This window comes from Bacillus sp. AR2-1 (genome assembly GCF_008368755.1).
Taxonomy (GTDB): domain Bacteria; phylum Bacillota; class Bacilli; order Bacillales; family Bacillaceae_G; genus Bacillus_A; species Bacillus_A wiedmannii.
The window spans coordinates 80,561-97,945 of record NZ_QORY01000017.1 but is presented as its reverse complement, the minus strand read 5'-3'; the positions used below and the strand labels follow the sequence as shown (position 1 = coordinate 97,945).

Sequence of the window (17,385 nt, the reverse complement as noted above, 5' to 3'; positions counted from 1 at the left end):
AGAGGAGAGTGCGTGAAATGAAACAAGCAGGACAACCTATTCAAAATGAAAAACAATTAGAAACTATCAAAAATATACTTTTACAATCTTCGAAACGTGATGGCTTATTATTCGTATTAGCTGTAAATTCTGGCTTAAAAGTAAGTGAAATCTTACAATTAAAAGTTAGTGATGTAATCGATGAACATGAAAATGTTCGCCATTCCATTTTATTTTACAATGAAAAAGTAAAGAAACATAAATGGTTTGCTGTAAATGAAGACTTGCAGCACGCGATCGAAGACTACATGAAAGAACGTAAAACTTGGAAACGTAATGAACCATTATTAAAGTCTCAAAAAGGAACGAAATCTATTACGAGACAACATGCATGGTACATTTTAAACAAAGCTGCAAAAGAAGTTGGATTAGAAGGGATTAGCTCACATACACTTCGAAAAACTTGGGGATATTGTGCATACAAATCAGGTGTTGATATCGCATTTTTACAACACTTCTTTGATCATAGTACTCCATCAAAAACTTTAAAGTATATCGGTATTGCTTAATAACTCTTATACATAAAAAAAGTTACCATTTATAAATGGTAACCTTTTTTATGTTTCACATTCTCTTTTCTTGTCTCTCCTATATTGTAGTGGTACTCTAATAGTAAGGGGGAGAAATTATGAACACATTAACAATTGAATTACCGAAAGAAACGGCTGAAAAACTTGATTTATTAAAACAAGCTTATGAAAAGAAAACAGGTGCTTCCATTTCTGAAAGTACTCTTGTTCAAACACTTATCTCAAAAGAGTTTATCCAAGCGATAACTCCTTTTGATTTACAACAATTCGTCACTGGAAAAGAACAGCATTAATTGCTGTTCTTTTTTTTTGATACTTTATTAGGAGTTTACTAGCATTCTCCCCCGAAAAACTTCTTTGCTTCAGCCAAACCTTTTATCAGGAATCTTCCTACCCGGTAATGTCTCATAAAAAGTTTTTTATTTATTTTTCGGAAAACTATTGACAATGATAATGATAACCATTATCATTTATTACGAAGCCAACAATTGATGAATCAACCAAACGCTCAGTAACATTGTTACCCCTCTTTTTCATATAGAAAGGCACTGTACATTCCCCCTGTTTGTACAGTGCCTTTCTTGTTTATTATCATTCAAACAAATTTAATTGCTCAGGCTTCGGCTCACCATATGTAATGTTCATCATTTTCATAAGCTGTTTCGCATTATCCGCTGCATCTCCGCCCGAATTATTGTTAAATAGTACATATATGTCCTTTGTCTTCTTTTTTAATTGCTCTAGTCTTTCTACCCATTCTTCTAATTCTTTATTGTTGTAGCGATATAAGCAACGAACCGCTCTCCAATTTTCCCCTTTATCAAGCCACCCATGAACATTCCTACCATGAAAACGTATTAACACCATCTCTGCATTCGTTACTTCTAATACGAGCGGTACCGAACCTATCCCGGCCTGCGGCTCATCACAAATGGTATGAATCCATTTCTCATGTTCTAGAAACTGTATCGTCTTATCTTTCATTTCGGGATAAAACCATGTTTGATTTCGAAATTCTATGGCACACGGTAAACCTTCCATTTTTTCTTTCGTATATCGAAGAAAATCCACATTTTTCTTTTTACAATCAAACCATGGTGGATATTGAAATAAAATCATTTTTAATTTATCAGCTTCTATTAAAGGCAGAATAGATTGTTTGTACACATCAAACATCTCATCAAACGTAGAAAAAGGGATTTCACCTTTCATATGTCCTGTCATTCCTTGATATGCTTTTACTATAAAAGCAAAATCTTTCGGTGTTTCCATTGCCCATTTTGTATAGTTTCGTGCAGGTTGCATCGCATAAAATGAACTATCCACTTCCACTATAGGAAAATACTCACTATATGTTCGTAATTTATTTCTATTTTCATAGGGATCTATATATAAAGAATCATGATCTCCCCACCCTGTCACTCCAATGAAAAGCAAATATATCCCTCCCTTTTTAACTTCACCTTCTATTCATTCTACTCACTTCCCGAACACTTCAGCTAATCAATTTTATTAAGTAGCCCCTTCTTTAAGAGTATCCGTATAAAAATATGATATACTAGATGGAAGAATTTTTAAATTGAGGGGTTATTTATTTATGCTTCCAAACGATGATATTGTATCTCATGAAAAACGAATAGAAGAATTAGAAAATAAAGTACGTTTTTATGAAGAACTTGTGAATCAATTACCAAATCATTTCACATACAAAAATCCACATATTGGTTTACAAATAAAGAAAACGAGAACGACTCATTCCATTCAAAACATAAAAAAAGAGAATAAAGAGGCTGATTTTCAACTTACTTGCGATTCATTATTTTTATTTGAGCAACTTGAAACATACTTCATTCATATTTTTGATGCTTTTTCACATCATGTAACCTTTGTTGATGCTAAAGGAAATATCACTTTATGTAACCAAGCTGCAGCAGATGATTTTGGTGTAGTACGAAATGATATAATCGGAAAGCCAATTCAACAATTACTACAATTGCCAGAAGAAAAAATTAAAGCTCTTGAAACATTAAGAACGGGAACAGAAATATATAATGAAGAAGTTTTAGACAAAAACTATGGCATTTTAAATAACCGAATTATTCGTGATTATAACGGAGAGATTTTTAGAGTTATTAGTGTCTTTCATTATTTAAACACAGAACGTGATGCAGAGAAATTTTCTTTAGCAGGGCGAATTGCAGCTGGGATTGCACATGAAGTACGTAATCCTCTTACAACCGTACGAGGTTATTTACAATTTTTACAAGAAACTGTTTCTCCATCTAATAAAGAATTATTTGAAAACTTACTTATTCCTGAATTAGACCGCGCAAATAGTATTATTACAAAATTTTTAGCTATTTCAAAAACACGCGAATTTACAAGAGAACCGTTTCCTATTAATACATTTTTACGTGAGTATATTCAACAGTTACTAGCTAGTGAAGTCTTTTTACATAATATTTCAATTGATTATAATTTTTCTACCGAATTAGATGATGTATTAGTCCATATTGATCGTCATGAACTTGTACAAGTTTTTTTAAACCTATTTCAGAATGCTGTCGATGCTCAAGGTGAAAAAAAACTTTCTATCCAAATTACTAGTTATCGCCTAGATAATTTTGTTCGTATTACTTTCACTGATAATGGAATTGGTATTCCAACAGCCATTCAAGAGTATATCTTTGATCCATTCTTCTCAACAAAAGATTCGGGCACAGGACTGGGCTTGTCAGTAACGAAGAAAATTATTCAAAATCATAACGGTACATTAAAAATGACCAGTAATCAAGATGGTACAACTTTCACTATTTCAATTCCAATTTTACCTAAAACAACCCTTGAAAGATTAAATGACTACAAATGAGGTACTCCTCCACAAACTGCATGCCAATTGTTAAATATCTACAACAATTAGCATGCAGTTTTTTATGCTGAATTTTTCGTCTTTACATTATATAAACCTTCTCTTTATCTTACTTATTTTTGCTAAGAGGGCCAATTTCTTATTTTTTTTAGAAATGGTAGTTTGTCCATCACGAATTTAGTATAAATTTCATTTTAATATATAGTAACGACTATTGATTCTATGAAAGAAAGGAAAAGTATTTTATGGTAATGATTGTTGCGAAGTCAGAGCTTGTAGTTATATTAACATCTCTAAGTCCGAACTTACAGAATTCGTTAGACTTCTTCAAGCTCTTGGCCAAGCTATTCAAGCTGTCTTTCAAAACCCTTCTCAAAATAATATCGATAACTTGATTGCTGCCCTAAATAACCTACAAAAATTCCTCAATTGCTTAGATTTATCTCCAGCACAAAAACAAATTGGAAATTCTATTATCGCTAATCTATTAACTATTTTAAAAACAAAACCTTTCTCATGCGGAGCATTGTACGTTGAGCTACAAAGCTTGCTTAATTATTTATTGTATATCGCTAAGTTATTCAAAGTAGATTGCTGCACTATCGACAAACTAGTTAAACTCATAACAGAGATCCAAACTATCCTAGTTCAATACGGGTCAGGTTGCCTTGGAGGAGGCGCAACAGGTGCTACTGGGGCTACTGGACCTCAAGGACCGGCTGGTGCTCAAGGACCAGCTGGCGCAACAGGTGCTACTGGTGCTCAAGGTGCTACTGGCGCAACAGGAGCAGCGGGTACTCCAATTCCTGTAACTATCGCAGCTATCGGAAACTCAAATCCACAAACTATATCCCCTGGAACAAACATCCAATTCAATCAAGTTTTTGAATTAACTAATATCTCTTTCAACGATACTTCAGATACTTTAACAATTTTAGAAACAGGCGTATATGATATTAGTTTCTCAGCGTCTACAACTTTCCCAGGATCTTCACCATTCGGATTCGGTATTTCATTCAATGGCCAACCACCTAATCGTAACTTCTCAACTAACGTTATCGGTAGTGCTGTTTCTTTCTCTACAATCGTTACTTTACAAGCTGGTACAACGATTGCTGTACAGCCTACAGCAAACACTATTTCTATTCCTAACACAGGCGATACAACTGCAACACTATCCGTATTCCGAATTTACTAATTTTCAATCAATAAGTATATTTATAATAATATGTATCGTTTAACCGTGCATTAAATCTCTCTTTATATAGAAAGGAGCACTTATTTGGGAGGATAAGTGCTCCTTCTTTACGTTTCTTTACCTCAAATTTACTCTGTCTTAATCCTCATTTTGTATGATAAATAGTGAAGTCAAAGATATGAAAGAGGGATGAAAATGAGAGTTATGTCACTAATACGCATTTGGGTTGCTCTTATGATATGCATTATTTTATGTGTAGGATTTTTTTTAACTCTAAAATATTCCACTATATCAAAAGCAGAGAGAAAAACTGTTCCATACAAACTTTTGTATGCAAAACAAAGCAACATCCCTTATTCCAATGCCTCAAATAATGAAAAAAAAGTTATAAAAGGAATGCTTATTACGAAAGCTGCTAGTTCCGAAGCGTTACTTCAAATTGCTGAAACGATTAAAGTTCAGTATACAAATAAAGAAATTGATGAAATCACGCTTTCTATCCATAATGAAAATAATGGTAATTACGAAGAAGAATTACCTTACGAACCTATTAGTAAAGGAAAAATAATCATCACATACGATTCTCAATCCTTTGGCAGTACAAATGTTACACTTAACGAGTAATACTATTTATCCCAATTAATATGGGCTAACAACTCGTAGGGATAGATACAGCTCCTCCCACCGATTAAAAGTTCACTTAATTTCTCATACGAAAAAGAGGCGAATTTCGTTATTCGCCTCTTTCTTTTACCAAAGTGAAGGAATCCATTCTTTCACTTTGTCGAGCCACTCTTGTTGCTCTTTTTTTCTTTGCTGTTCCTCTTCTTTCCTTCTCTTCTCTTCTTCTTTTCTTCGTTTTTCCTCTTCTATTGTATTCAATTGTTTTTTATAATCAGCCTCAGATATGAGCGATAACTGGAATGCTTTTTGAGCTGGATTGGCATTCGCTTTTTTCATAATATCCCGGAACATTGTCGTCGTAATTTGACTCCCCCCTGGAACATAATGATCGCTATCTGTTTTATCAAATCCTACCCAAATCGCACCTACTAAATCTGGTGTGTATCCAACAAACCATGAATCCTTTGCACCTGTGCTTGGTCCATTTACAATTTGAGTAGTTCCTGTCTTACCGGCCGTATCAACATTATTAACTTTCGCCTTTTCGCCCGTTCCCTTTTCGACAACACCTTTTAATAAATATGTCATCTTTTGAGCAATTTTCTCGCTCGTCACTCGTGTCTCTTTCTTATACCACTTTCCAATTGTTTCACCTTCAGCATTTTGTATCTCTCTAATCGCATGAGCTTCCACTTGGACACCGTCATTTGCAAATGTACTGTATGCTTGAGCCATTACAAATGGAGAGGTCCCAACATGCATCCCGCCTAAAGCAATTGGATACGTACGATCTTCTGGCACTAATGGAATACCAAATCGCTCTAAAGATTTCAATCCTTTATCCAATCCAATTTGTTCCAATAGCCAAACAGCCGAAACATTGTACGACTTTGCCACGGCTTCATACATTGTCACATCACCGTGAAAAGTGTGATCACTATTTTGCGGTTTATATTCTTTAATATTAAATGGTTCATCTTTTAATATATCGTATACTTCATACCCTTGCTCTAAAGCTGGTACATATACAGCCAGAGGCTTTAACGTTGAGCCAGGTTGTCTTTTTAATTGGGTTGCATGGTTAAACTGTAAAAACTGATACGGTCCTCTACCTCCAACTAAAGCTGGTACACCACCTGTTTTTGGATTCATAAGAACTACACCCGTTTGCATAAGCTGGTCTGAGCCATTATCTTTGAAATAACTCTCATTATTCACAACGTCTTCTACAGCCTGTTGTTTTTTCGGATCAAGCTCTGTGTAAATACGATAACCACCTGCTAAAATTTCATTTTGTGTTAATTCGTACTTGTCCATAGCTTCCCTAACAATATAATCTACATATTGAGAGTATTTCCCTTTGTATTTATCATCCACACCACGTTTTAACACAAGACCGCTCTCTTTTTCTTTATTATACTGTTCGTCAGAAATATATCCTTGCTCTTTCATTAAACTTAATACAACATTACGTCGTTCGATTGACTTATTAAAGTTTTTATATGGTGAATATGCAGACGGTGCTTTAATCAAGCCAGCAATCGTTGCAGCCTCTGAAACCGTTAAATCTTTTACATCTTTATCAAAATAAGATTTAGCTGCCCTTTTTATACCCCAAGCACCTTCGCCAAAATAAATTTGGTTCATATACATTTCAATAATTTCATCTTTCGTATACGTACGCTCTATTTTTTTTGTTAAAAAATATTCCTTTATTTTTCGAGAGTATGTGCGGTCTTGTGTCAGAAATACATTTTTCGCAAGTTGTTGTGTAATTGTACTTCCCCCTGCTACAACTTCTCCTGCTGTAATATTTTTAAAAACTGCACTTATAATTCCACTATAGTAAATACCGTGATGGTTAAAAAACTCCTTATCTTCTACTGCAACAATTGCCTGAACCATAATGCCAGGAATATCTTTCCTTTTAACACCTTCTGTTTTAGAAGAAGCTAATTTAGTCGCAACTTCATTATTTGCATCATAAATTAAGGTCGGTTGCGGAACAGCTTGTTTTAATTCAGATATGTCTTGAATGGAAATTATTATATTTATAGCAACAAATAGAGTAGCGAGTAAACTCCCTAATACAATTAATGAATTACGAAGTTTCTTCCTCTTGTTGAACCACTCCTGCATTTTTTTTAAGTGAGTGTTCTTCAATTTCATTCGTTCACTTCCTTCGTTTGTTTACACTCTTCTTTTCAAAAGGAAGAATATACCTCCTTTTAAATTTATTATAATAACGTAGTCGTTCCTATAGTGTAAAGCTTTTCTTTCACATTCATACTTTTTGCAAGAAAAGGACATTCTACAAGTAAGATATTCACTATTGATTATTAATATTATTAATACAACAATGAGAGTTATGTTAAGTTTTTGTAAACTTTTCGATAAAATGTTTTAAAAAACGACAGTTTTTTGTTAGAATTGATTAGCCAATATATTTTACATATATTACTTTTGTGGGGGTAACTAATAATGGTATTTAAATCAAAAAAAGATAAATTTTCTGAAATGTTAATGAATGTTTCAGAAAATTTAAAAGAAGGCGCGCAGTTTTTCGTGGAGTATAAAATTAAAAATGCTAGCGATTTAAAAGAGTTTTCTATGCGCATGAAAGAGTATGAGTCAAAAGGTGACTCATTTATTCACGAAATCATTATGGAGCTAAACAAAGCGTTTATTACTCCAATTGAACGTGAGGACATCCTACAACTTGCAATGAGTATGGATGATGTATTAGACGGATTAGATCATAGTGCTGGTCTATTCGAAATGTATTCTATTACAGAAGCTGATGAATACATGATTAAATTCGTTGAAGCAATTAATCAATGTGCGATTGAGATTGCAAATTCTGTTGAACTACTGTCTAAAAAGAAGTTAGTCGACATTCGTACGAACGCGATTAAGATTAAGGATTACGAATCACAATGTGATGATATTCGCCGTCATGCAATTAAGCACTTATTCTCTCGTGAGAAAGATCCGATTAAGATTATTCAATACAAAGAGATTTACGAAGAGCTTGAAGAAGTAGCGGATAGCTGCCAAAGCGTTGCAAACGTATTAGAAACAATTATTATGAAGAACGCGTAAGGAGTTTGATCATGGATACACTCTTGATACTGACCGTTTTAGTAGTCATTTGCGCTTTAGCTTTTGACTTTATCAATGGATTTCACGATACAGCAAACGCTATTGCAACGGCTGTTTCAACGAAAGCTCTAAAGCCTAGACATGCAATTATTATGGCAGCTATTATGAACTTTTTAGGTGCGATGACATTTACAGGTGTAGCAAAAACGATTACAAAAGATATCGTTGATCCATTTGCCTTGCAAAATGGTTCTCTTGTAATTTTAGCTGCTTTGCTTGCGGCAATAGCTTGGAATTTAATTACTTGGTACTACGGTATTCCAAGTAGTTCTTCGCATGCAATTATCGGCTCAATCGCAGGTGCAGCTATCGCTGCTGCCGGTATTAGCTCATTAAATCTTAAAGGGTTCATAAAAATTCTTGAAGCTTTAATCATTTCACCGATTATCGCTTTTGTTATTGGTTATATCGTATACAGTATTTTTAAAGTGGTCTTTAAAAACTTTAATTTAACGAAAACGAACAAAAACTTCCGTTTATTCCAGATTTTCACTGCAGCATTACAAGCTTATACACATGGTACGAATGATGCACAAAAAGCAATGGGAATCATTACGATGGCTCTTATGGCCAATAACTATCATACTTCTGACGACATTCCGTTCTGGGTACAATTATGTTGTGCAATCGCAATGGGTCTTGGTACTTCTGTTGGCGGATGGAAAATTATTAAAACTGTCGGTGGACAAATTATGAAAATTCGTCCTGTAAATGGTGTAGCTGCTGATTTATCATCATCACTTGTTATTTTCGGCGCAACATTCATTCACTTACCGGTTAGTACAACGCACGTTATCTCTTCTTCTATTTTAGGGGTTGGTGCTTCACATCGTGTGAAAGGTGTAAAATGGGGAACTGCAAAACGTATGTTAATTACATGGGTTATTACACTTCCTATTTCAGCTTCGTTAGCTGCATTATTTTACGCTTTATTACACTTAATCTTTTAATTAAAAGTCGTCTTCCTTATTTTTCTAGGAAGACGACTTTTTTGTGAACAAACCTTTTTCTTATTAAAAAGCGTGTATAATAATTGGTGGATAAGTTATATAGAGGAGTTGGAAATTTTGGAATACATCATGTTACTTTTCATCGGGTTAATCGCCGGGACAGTCGGGAGTCTAGTCGGGCTTGGTGGCGGAATTATTATTGTTCCGTTATTAATCGGATTACACAGTCTATCACCACAACTTGCAGTAGGAACTTCAATGGTAACAGTCGTTTTTACAGGACTATCTTCCACCCTTACTTATATGAAGCATAAACGAGTAGATTACAAAAGTGGACTTATTTTATTTATCGGGAGTGGCCCTGGTGGTATCATCGGCTCGTGGGCAAACAAATTTTTAAACCAAGATACATTTTCTTTATATTTTGGGATTTTCCTTATTTTTGTCTCCATCCTTCTTATGTTACGAGACAAATTAAACCCCCTTTCTTTATCAAATATGACGGTAATTAAGCGTTCTTTTACAGATAACGAAGGAAACACTGTACACTATCAATTTCCACCGCTTCTCGCTATCTTTATCGCCTTTATAGTTGGTTTTATATCTGGATTATTTGGAATTGGCGGCGGTGCCTTACTTGTTCCAGCAATGATGCTACTTTTTGCATTCCCAGCACATATTGCTGTAGCAACTTCGATGTTTATCGTTTTTTTATCAGCAATTGTAAGTTCTGCAACTCACATCTCCCTTGGAAATGTCAGCTGGGTTTACGCATTAATTCTTATTCCTGGTGCATGGATTGGCGGGAAAATCGGGGCTTATATTAATACAAAATTAAGTGGTAATGCCGTAATTAATTTATTACGTATCACATTAATCATTCTTGGAACTAGATTAATCATTACTTCTTTTTTATAACGCGTTCTTTTTAGAATGCGTTTTTCTTATACACATGAATATAAAAATCCTCCTAAGAGAACAAATAAAATTAAACAAACACATAATAACATATAATTGGAAATATGTAATTTCTTCAAGTTGACCACTCCTATAACTGCGACTGTTATCTTTATGATAGCGAAAAAATAATTCACTTGCAGTTACAAAGTGCTAACAATGCAAAATCATTTATTACAAATTTTATCCTTATATTTCATTTCTTTGTATATTCTATCGTTTTAATAAAAAAAGATGTCATATTGACATCTTTTTTAGTGAAGAAGTGACCATCCCATAAAATCCTCATGTACTTGGCACGCCCTCTTATCGTTTCGATCATATAATTCAGCATAACTATCTGTTTCTTCATCATAAGCCATCGTATAAATAATTTGGCCGTCTACTTCAACGGATAACACGACTCCACCTTTCATCTCTTCTACATGAATGATAGCATTCGCCGGAATTCTCATATCCGTCATTTTTATCGCATCTAACAATATACTAAACCCCCTACAGCGTATTCATTGCTAGTACTATTACACACTAAATAGTATACTACTGTAATAGCATATATTTCGTCAATGAAATTGCTATTTAAAAGCATATTGTCTTTATACATATACGCTAAAATAGAAGAAATAGAAATGTTTAAATGGGGGGCTAACATTGATTCTACACAAAGGAGATGTACTATTCCGTCAAGGCGAGGACGGTCCTTTATATTTTATAAAAACAGGTTTATTAAAAGTAGTACGGATAGAAGAAGATGGAACACCATTTCTATTCAACATTATCGTTCCAGGTGAAACGATACCTCACCATTCTTTAATTTCACCGAAGGAATATCACGGTACAGCAATCGCTTTAATGAAAACAGAAGTTGAACCTATAATTAGTAATGAATGGTACGATCAACTTCAGGCAAATCCTGCATCATATGCAAATATTGCTATGCAACTACAATCAAAATTAAGAATGATGCAACAGCGTATCGATCAATTGACAACCGTCTCTCCGAAAGAACGTCTACATCGTTTACAAGAATGGTTCACACTATATTTAGGTGACATTCCTATATATGAAATATTAACACAAACTGAAATCGGTCAACTCATAGGTATACGCCGTGAAACGGTAAATCGGCTGTTACGAGAACAAATAAAAAACGAGGTAAAATAATACCTCGTTTTTTATTTATTTCAAACTTCATCTATTGTAAGCTTGCTGCTGGACCGAAAAATTCATAATGAATATGCTCTTGTTCCACACCTAAATTAGTTAGTGCAGCATTTATATGCTTCATAAATGGTACGGGACCACAGAAATAAAATTCTGCTTCAGTTGTCGGAATAATAGTTTGTAACCATTCAGCTTCAATGAAACCTTCTTTATCAAAGTTCTTCATTTCCATATCTTTTTCAGTTGGTGCAGAATAGCAAGTGTATGCTTTAACTTGTTCGTATTCATTATCTACTGTCTCAACGTGTTCTTTCATTGCATGTGTATTACTATTTATCGCTGCATGAACAAAACATACATTACGTTTTGAGTTTTGTTCAATTAACGTATTTAGCATACTCATCATTGGTGTAATACCTACTCCACCACTAATTAGCACAACTGGTAATGTTGAATCCATATTTAATACGAAATCTCCTGCTGGTGCACTTACTGGTAACATATCCCCTTCTTCTACATGATCGTGTAAGTAGTTAGATACTTTACCGTCCGGTGCATCTACACCTTTTTCTTTCTTTACACTAATACGATAATATTCTTTTCCAGGAGCATCTGATAAACTATATTGACGATTATGTGTATACGTTTCACCTTCTATATTTATTTGAATCGTTACATATTGTCCTGGGATGAATGAAGAAACTTGTCCACCATCTTCGGGTTTTAAATAAAATGATGTAATAACGTCGCTTTCCTTCACTTTTTTAACAACCACAAAGTTACGGAAATCTTTCCATCCACCTTCTTTATGTGCCGCTTCTTCATACATCTCTGCTTCAATGCTAATGAATGCATCAGCAATGACACCATAAGCTTCTCCCCATGCATTTAAAACTTCATCAGGTGCACCTGCGACCTCTTTAATTGCACGTAGTAAACATGTACCTACAATCGGGTAATGCTCTGCTTTAATACCTAAACTTCTATGCTTATGACCAATTTGTTTTACAACTGGAATAATAGCTTCTAAATTATCAATATACGTTGCAGCTGCATAAACAGCATTCGCTAGCGCTTGTTGTTGTCTTCCCTTTTTCTGATTTGTATGGTTGAAAATATTCAATAACTCCGGATGTTCCGAAAATAAAATTTGATAAAATCTCGTTGTAATTTCAACGCCTTTTTCTTGTAATAATGGTACTGTTGACTTTACGATTTCAATTGTTTTTGCACTTAACATTGTATCCCACTCCTCTATTTCCTTAACTGTTTTTAGTTTAACTGAATTGTATAGTACATATTGTGATTTTAATCACTATTAACACGGTGTTTTTGTGAATAATATATGAACATTGCACTTACAAAAGAAAATAAGCCAACTAGAATTCTAGCTAGCTTATTATTTGGACTGTATAGCTTGTTCAATTACCCTTATATCTTTTCCATCTCCAAACTCTGTATACCCCCAGATGTTCGTTTCACCTCTATATTTATTTACAATAATATCTAAGTCATGGTATACACGATGTGCATAAACTACATACTCAATATTTTGAAGTTCCACACCTTTTTTTACAATTTCATAGCTTCTATTTACATCACGTTTTATTTTTTCATTCTTTATTTCTGTATGTATATTTTTTAAAGACGATTCTTGTTGTTGAAACCATTGTTTAAATTGGTTCCAGTCTCCTTCTGTATAATTCTCTGCTTTACCGTAATTTAAGAAATTATTATAACTTTCATGCGTCATACGAATAAAATCTAGCACTTTTGTCTCCTCTTGCACATCTTCTATTTGAGCTATTGTACTTACCTCAGCAGGCTTATTCGCATAATGTAATAGCAATTTCATAAGACTATAGCTCGCAATGATCATTACGATAATAATCCCGAATACAATTAACAATTTCTTCATATACAGAACTCCTTCTCTACTAAAGATATTACAAAGTATGACTATACTTGTAACATTCTCTCGTAGAAATATAATTCCTGTATAAATTCTTCCTATCATTTCGACAATATTTTTCTATACATTTCTCGTTGGTAAATGTTCTTGTAAAACAATGTACCCTTCATAAGCTGTGTAACCGAGTATAGCCATTAATCCGATATAACAAGCAAAGACTGTCCATTTTGTTTTCATATCAACTTTATAATAGTTTTCCTGTTGTCTCTTTTCCGTCTCCCATTCCTGTAATTTTCTTTCTGACATTTCAAATGCTTCTCTTATATGAATTGTATGCGTTTCTTTTTCATCTTCATATGGAACGTAATCAAGCGGCTCAAACTTTGGTAAAAGATGCTCTAACACTTCAATCTTTTGAAGTTCTCCTACTTTTAATTCTTTCTCTCTTTCTTTTTGCCTTAATATATTTATTTCATGTTGCATCATATATATATTTCGATGCACCGCACCTGTTTCTTTTAACTCCTCTTCAAGTCTTGCAACATATTCTTTCATTCCATCAATTCTATATCCTAATTCCTTAATTGGCTCATCTCTCTTTATTACTCTATATAATTCCATACAGCCGATAATAAAAATAAATCCTCCCAAAATACTTTTAAAGTAAATGGCATAACCGAGCAATACAATAAGACCCGCTCCCCAAATCTTTGTACTTACAACTGAGATAATTCGTCCACCATCTAATGGAGAAACCGGAATCAAGTTAAAGAAGTTAATCATACTTCCAAGTAAAATAATTAATGCCCAAAATGGCTCTTTCGTTATTATATAAAGTGGAATCGCAGGTAAAAATGACAACAATCCGAAAAGAGGTCCCATGAAGGCGATGTAAGCTTCATCTTTTGCATTTTTCGGCATCTCTTTCATCCCAATAAGAGCGCCCATAAATGGAATAAATATTGCTGGCGATGTTGGTATACCTTTTCTTTTCGCAGCCCATAAATGGCCCATTTCATGAATAAACAACAAATAAATGAGCGCTACCCCAAATTTCCAACCATATATAACCGCGTATGCACCAAGTGATAGAAACATACTAAATACCGTTGAAAACTTTGCTAGTTTAAAAATTGCAAATACCCACTTTAACTTAGAAAGTAAAAATAGCCCTATTGCAACAATAATTCCCCATAATCCTTTTTTATTATTTTTCATATTCCTCTCCTTTATCTCTCATTAATGAATCATATTTATTCATCAAAACTATTCTTTTCTCTATTATGACATATTTTTTTCTATCGTTAGAAATAATGTTTATTTAATCCATTTTTAGCCAAAAATATAAGTATAAATATAAGGAGGTGTTTGCAAATGAATTTACAATCTCTCATAATAGGCGCTCTATCGTTTTTAGCTTCAACTCTTATTTTTTATACCGTTAGTTACGTATTATTATTAGATTTGTTGCCCAATCACGTATTTATTGCCCTTGTCATCCTTTCCGCTCTTATGATTTCTTTTCTTATTACACGAAAATCAATGAATGAGCCATCTGCAAAAGCAAAATAATAGAGAGGGGGTGTTTTCCCCTCTCTATTATCATTTCCTAGGAAAGGCCATATAAACTTTACTAATTACCTTCATCCCGATCTGTCAGGGCTAATTAAAGTTTCATTTTATCTTTGTAAATCCATTTTTTCACCATACTCTTTAACAATTTGAATGATATTTTGAAAAACACCTATTTTTTCTTTTTTGCTATTTAATATTTTCAAATCATAATTTTCATAATATGTTTCTAATGACTTTAATTGTGATTCTGAAGCATCTTTTACCGGAACAGTAGCATGCAATTCATATTGTTTATACCCTTCCTTTACCTTTTCACCTGAAATTTTTTCACTCTCTTTTGCTCCAATTAATTTTTGAACTTTTTCTGGGAAAACGACTTGTAAATAATACTCTTGTTCCTTCTCTAACTTGTTGTATAGTGATTGTGAAATCGTATACCGCACCGTATAATTCACTTTTTGATCGCCTGCTTTAATATGAAACGCAGTAATCTGCAAATCTTTTTTTGTTACATCCGTTAAAGGACCTACCTGCATCTCGTCTTCTTTTTGTTCTGAAACATTTGGAAATATAGCCAAAAGCTTTTCCGTATCTTTTTTATTCAGCATATACATAGCTTTCTTATATTGTACCCATCCTCGTCTGTCTTCTCCTCTTAGCCACGCATAATATGTTTCTTTTTTTCCATCCCTATTAATTTGTATTTCATATTCCGGTTCACCAAAACTACCTGTTACTTCTTGTTTTTCCGCTTTATCTATAATGTCTATTACTAACTTAGCTTCTGATTCCTGTAACTTTTTCTCTTTATGTTTTTTTTGTATAACGGTTACCCCTTTCGTTTCTTTCACTTCATTCACCGTCTCTTCCACTTTTTTTGTTTCTTTTTTTTGCTCTACTTGACCACAAGATGCTAGTAACGTAGCAAATAACAACAATACATATTTCCTTTTCAACTTAATCCTCCTTTTACAATAAGAAATTCTTATACTCTTCATATAAAAAACAAAAACGTGAAACACTATAAAATACGCTATACTAAGTATTGAAAGGAGGTCTTTTTCATGTCCATTAATTTTCACGATGCAAATAATAAATACACATACGCACAGCGAAACGCCCATATTTCTTGGGGAGAAATGATAAAAAGTATTACAAATATACAAAACAAGCAAATAATTGATATCGGCTGTGGTGGCGGGATTTATACGAAAGAACTTGCTCTTATGGGGGCCAAAAATGTCATTGGACTTGATTTTTCAAAAGAAATATTACAAGCTGCAAAAGAAAATTGTAGCGGCTTTCCAAATATTTCATTCATTCACGGTGATGCACATAACGTCCCATATCCTAATGATACATTCGACATTGTTATTTCGCGCGCAGTGATTCATCATTTACAAGACATTCCTACATTTTTACGTGAAGCTTCTCGTATATTAAAGAAAAACGGTGTACTTATTGTACAAGACCGAACTATTGAAGATTGTACAATTCCTGGAAGCCCCGAACACATTCGTGGATATTTTTTCTCTACCTTTCCAAAACTCATTGAAATAGAATCAAAAAGGCGGCCAAAAACCACCACGATACAGCAAGAATTACAAAAATATTTTCTTCACGTATTCCCCTCTCAAACACAATGGGAAGTACGAAAAATACATGATTCTGTAGAAGCATTGCTACAAGATTTATCACCTCGAACAGGTCGATCCATTCTATATGAATTAACAGATCATGAACTTTCTCAACTTCTACAACAGGTCCAGACCGCATTACAAAGCATCTCTCCTATTATCGAAAGAGATCGGTGGACAATTTGGAGCGCCATGAAATTGTAAGGAAGGAAGCCTCACAACATAATGTGAGGCTTCCTTCTTTCATAATCTAATTTTGCAACACTCTTGATATCCTCCACTTCTGGCCTGTGCACTTCCACACTTCGGACATACTAAATATCTAGACTGATTTGTCAACAAACTACCTTTTTGAAAGAGTAAAACTTCTGCTTGTTTAAACGAACGCGAATAATATAACCACATAAAACCAATTATAGCAATAATGCCAAATAATACTCCCATCGCAAGCATTCCAGTCACCTCTTTTGGTTTGTTCTTTCCAGCAAGTGGATTGTTGTATTATTCTCTGTAAATTCAAACAATACCTTCTTTACTCCTATAAATATCAACTTTCTTTATAAGTTTTACAATTCTCTACAAATTTTTACTCCCATTTTACAATTCACCATTCCCTTTACAACAACGAATATCACATTCAATATTTCCATATATAAATATATCTTTCAAAAAAATGTTGACTTTCAAAAAAAAACATGTGACAATACTGTCAGAATACTTGAATAAAAATTCATTGACGAGAACGAGTACGTTATAGGACTGTCCCCC

General features: G+C 33.7%; 18 protein-coding genes, 1 pseudogene and 1 other annotated feature (1 of these 20 running past the window's edge). Of the genes and pseudogenes, 11 read left to right on the top strand and 8 right to left on the bottom strand.

What is annotated here, in order from left to right; all coding sequences use genetic code 11:
- Window positions 1–17: 17 nt before the first annotated feature.
- Both DT250_RS19200 and DT250_RS19195 read left to right on the top strand, forming a co-directional pair.
- Window positions 18–548, top strand: coding sequence for a tyrosine-type recombinase/integrase (locus DT250_RS19200; RefSeq protein WP_000806231.1), 531 nt, complete (start codon window positions 18–20; stop codon window positions 546–548).
- Between the two features lie 119 nt (window positions 549–667).
- Complete coding sequence (locus DT250_RS19195) at window positions 668–862, top strand: DUF3924 domain-containing protein (protein ID WP_001094861.1); 195 nt, start codon at window positions 668–670, stop codon at window positions 860–862.
- 298 nt (window positions 863–1,160) lie between these two features.
- Here the strand turns inward: DT250_RS19195 and DT250_RS19190 are convergent, their stop codons facing one another.
- Window positions 1,161–2,006 (bottom strand): DUF72 domain-containing protein, encoded by an 846-nt coding sequence (locus tag DT250_RS19190; RefSeq protein ID WP_000897337.1) that lies wholly within the window; start codon window positions 2,004–2,006, stop codon window positions 1,161–1,163.
- 160 nt (window positions 2,007–2,166) lie between these two features.
- Between DT250_RS19190 and DT250_RS19185 the strand changes: the two genes are divergently transcribed.
- From DT250_RS19185 to DT250_RS19175, 3 genes and pseudogenes are all read left to right on the top strand, one after another.
- Window positions 2,167–3,438, top strand: coding sequence for an ATP-binding protein (locus DT250_RS19185; RefSeq protein WP_088062682.1), 1,272 nt, complete (start codon window positions 2,167–2,169; stop codon window positions 3,436–3,438).
- A gap of 229 nt (window positions 3,439–3,667) precedes the next feature.
- Window positions 3,668–4,636 (top strand): annotated as a pseudogene (locus tag DT250_RS19180) (Gly-Xaa-Xaa repeat protein); the annotation flags it as partial.
- Between the two features lie 195 nt (window positions 4,637–4,831).
- On the top strand, window positions 4,832–5,260 hold the full coding sequence (locus DT250_RS19175) for a hypothetical protein (protein ID WP_149213548.1): 429 nt from the start codon (window positions 4,832–4,834) through the stop codon (window positions 5,258–5,260).
- A gap of 126 nt (window positions 5,261–5,386) precedes the next feature.
- Here DT250_RS19175 and DT250_RS19170 read toward each other — a convergent pair whose 3' ends face one another.
- Window positions 5,387–7,429, bottom strand: a complete 2,043-nt coding sequence (locus DT250_RS19170; RefSeq protein WP_149213547.1) for a transglycosylase domain-containing protein — start codon at window positions 7,427–7,429, stop codon at window positions 5,387–5,389.
- A gap of 312 nt (window positions 7,430–7,741) precedes the next feature.
- Here DT250_RS19170 and DT250_RS19165 point away from each other — a divergent pair, with 312 nt between their 5' ends.
- From DT250_RS19165 to DT250_RS19155, 3 genes are all read left to right on the top strand, one after another.
- The gene (locus DT250_RS19165; protein ID WP_000231446.1) at window positions 7,742–8,362 is read left to right on the top strand and encodes a DUF47 domain-containing protein; all 621 of its coding nucleotides are present in this window, start codon (window positions 7,742–7,744) and stop codon (window positions 8,360–8,362) included.
- Between the two features lie 11 nt (window positions 8,363–8,373).
- The gene (locus DT250_RS19160; protein ID WP_048544857.1) at window positions 8,374–9,372 is read left to right on the top strand and encodes an inorganic phosphate transporter; all 999 of its coding nucleotides are present in this window, start codon (window positions 8,374–8,376) and stop codon (window positions 9,370–9,372) included.
- A 117-nt stretch (window positions 9,373–9,489) separates the two neighbouring features.
- Window positions 9,490–10,290 (top strand): sulfite exporter TauE/SafE family protein, encoded by an 801-nt coding sequence (locus DT250_RS19155; RefSeq protein WP_000455764.1) that lies wholly within the window; start codon window positions 9,490–9,492, stop codon window positions 10,288–10,290.
- 293 nt (window positions 10,291–10,583) lie between these two features.
- Here DT250_RS19155 and DT250_RS19150 read toward each other — a convergent pair whose 3' ends face one another.
- Complete coding sequence (locus DT250_RS19150; RefSeq protein ID WP_000882907.1) at window positions 10,584–10,811, bottom strand: hypothetical protein; 228 nt, start codon at window positions 10,809–10,811, stop codon at window positions 10,584–10,586.
- A 169-nt stretch (window positions 10,812–10,980) separates the two neighbouring features.
- On the opposite strand from DT250_RS19150, the gene DT250_RS19145 reads away from it, so the two are divergent.
- Complete coding sequence (locus DT250_RS19145; RefSeq protein WP_000600574.1) at window positions 10,981–11,493, top strand: Crp/Fnr family transcriptional regulator; 513 nt, start codon at window positions 10,981–10,983, stop codon at window positions 11,491–11,493.
- A gap of 31 nt (window positions 11,494–11,524) precedes the next feature.
- On the opposite strand, the gene hmpA is transcribed toward DT250_RS19145, so the two are convergent.
- From hmpA to DT250_RS19130, 3 genes are all read right to left on the bottom strand, one after another.
- Entirely contained in the window at window positions 11,525–12,733 is a 1,209-nt protein-coding gene (hmpA, locus tag DT250_RS19140; protein ID WP_149213546.1) for an NO-inducible flavohemoprotein, read from the bottom strand.
- 159 nt (window positions 12,734–12,892) lie between these two features.
- Window positions 12,893–13,411: a hypothetical protein gene (locus tag DT250_RS19135; RefSeq protein ID WP_000734814.1), complete on the bottom strand. Its 519-nt coding sequence runs from the start codon at window positions 13,409–13,411 to the stop codon at window positions 12,893–12,895.
- Between the two features lie 114 nt (window positions 13,412–13,525).
- On the bottom strand, window positions 13,526–14,623 hold the full coding sequence (locus DT250_RS19130) for a site-2 protease family protein (protein ID WP_075308733.1): 1,098 nt from the start codon (window positions 14,621–14,623) through the stop codon (window positions 13,526–13,528).
- Window positions 14,624–14,779: 156 nt separating this feature from the next.
- Between DT250_RS19130 and DT250_RS19125 the strand changes: the two genes are divergently transcribed.
- Window positions 14,780–14,977 carry a hypothetical protein gene (locus DT250_RS19125; protein WP_001053356.1) on the top strand — a complete coding sequence of 66 codons (198 nt, stop codon included), beginning with the start codon at window positions 14,780–14,782 and terminating at the stop codon, window positions 14,975–14,977.
- A gap of 107 nt (window positions 14,978–15,084) precedes the next feature.
- Here DT250_RS19125 and DT250_RS19120 read toward each other — a convergent pair whose 3' ends face one another.
- Window positions 15,085–15,936, bottom strand: coding sequence for a YhfM domain-containing protein (locus DT250_RS19120; RefSeq protein WP_142291698.1), 852 nt, complete (start codon window positions 15,934–15,936; stop codon window positions 15,085–15,087).
- Between the two features lie 108 nt (window positions 15,937–16,044).
- Between DT250_RS19120 and DT250_RS19115 the strand changes: the two genes are divergently transcribed.
- Complete coding sequence (locus DT250_RS19115; protein ID WP_097889748.1) at window positions 16,045–16,821, top strand: class I SAM-dependent methyltransferase; 777 nt, start codon at window positions 16,045–16,047, stop codon at window positions 16,819–16,821.
- A 39-nt stretch (window positions 16,822–16,860) separates the two neighbouring features.
- Here the strand turns inward: DT250_RS19115 and DT250_RS19110 are convergent, their stop codons facing one another.
- A complete protein-coding gene (locus DT250_RS19110) occupies window positions 16,861–17,070 on the bottom strand; it encodes a hypothetical protein (RefSeq protein ID WP_000880630.1) in 210 nt (69 codons plus the stop codon).
- A gap of 271 nt (window positions 17,071–17,341) precedes the next feature.
- Window positions 17,342–17,385, top strand: a binding site (T-box leader) (it continues 215 nt past the right edge of the window).

Coding starts and splice junctions, on each gene's coding strand:
- DT250_RS19135 (WP_000734814.1), bottom strand. CDS start 13,411: ATGAAGAAATTGTTAATTGTATTCGGGATTATTATCGTAATGATCATT.
- DT250_RS19160 (WP_048544857.1), top strand. CDS start 8,374: ATGGATACACTCTTGATACTGACCGTTTTAGTAGTCATTTGCGCTTTA.
- DT250_RS19110 (WP_000880630.1), bottom strand. CDS start 17,070: ATGCTTGCGATGGGAGTATTATTTGGCATTATTGCTATAATTGGTTTT.
- DT250_RS19165 (WP_000231446.1), top strand. CDS start 7,742: ATGGTATTTAAATCAAAAAAAGATAAATTTTCTGAAATGTTAATGAAT.
- DT250_RS19170 (WP_149213547.1), bottom strand. CDS start 7,429: ATGAAATTGAAGAACACTCACTTAAAAAAAATGCAGGAGTGGTTCAAC.
- DT250_RS19115 (WP_097889748.1), top strand. CDS start 16,045: ATGTCCATTAATTTTCACGATGCAAATAATAAATACACATACGCACAG.
- DT250_RS19125 (WP_001053356.1), top strand. CDS start 14,780: ATGAATTTACAATCTCTCATAATAGGCGCTCTATCGTTTTTAGCTTCA.
- DT250_RS19130 (WP_075308733.1), bottom strand. CDS start 14,623: ATGAAAAATAATAAAAAAGGATTATGGGGAATTATTGTTGCAATAGGG.
- DT250_RS19195 (WP_001094861.1), top strand. CDS start 668: ATGAACACATTAACAATTGAATTACCGAAAGAAACGGCTGAAAAACTT.
- hmpA (WP_149213546.1), bottom strand. CDS start 12,733: ATGTTAAGTGCAAAAACAATTGAAATCGTAAAGTCAACAGTACCATTA.
- DT250_RS19175 (WP_149213548.1), top strand. CDS start 4,832: ATGAGAGTTATGTCACTAATACGCATTTGGGTTGCTCTTATGATATGC.
- DT250_RS19200 (WP_000806231.1), top strand. CDS start 18: ATGAAACAAGCAGGACAACCTATTCAAAATGAAAAACAATTAGAAACT.
- DT250_RS19185 (WP_088062682.1), top strand. CDS start 2,167: ATGCTTCCAAACGATGATATTGTATCTCATGAAAAACGAATAGAAGAA.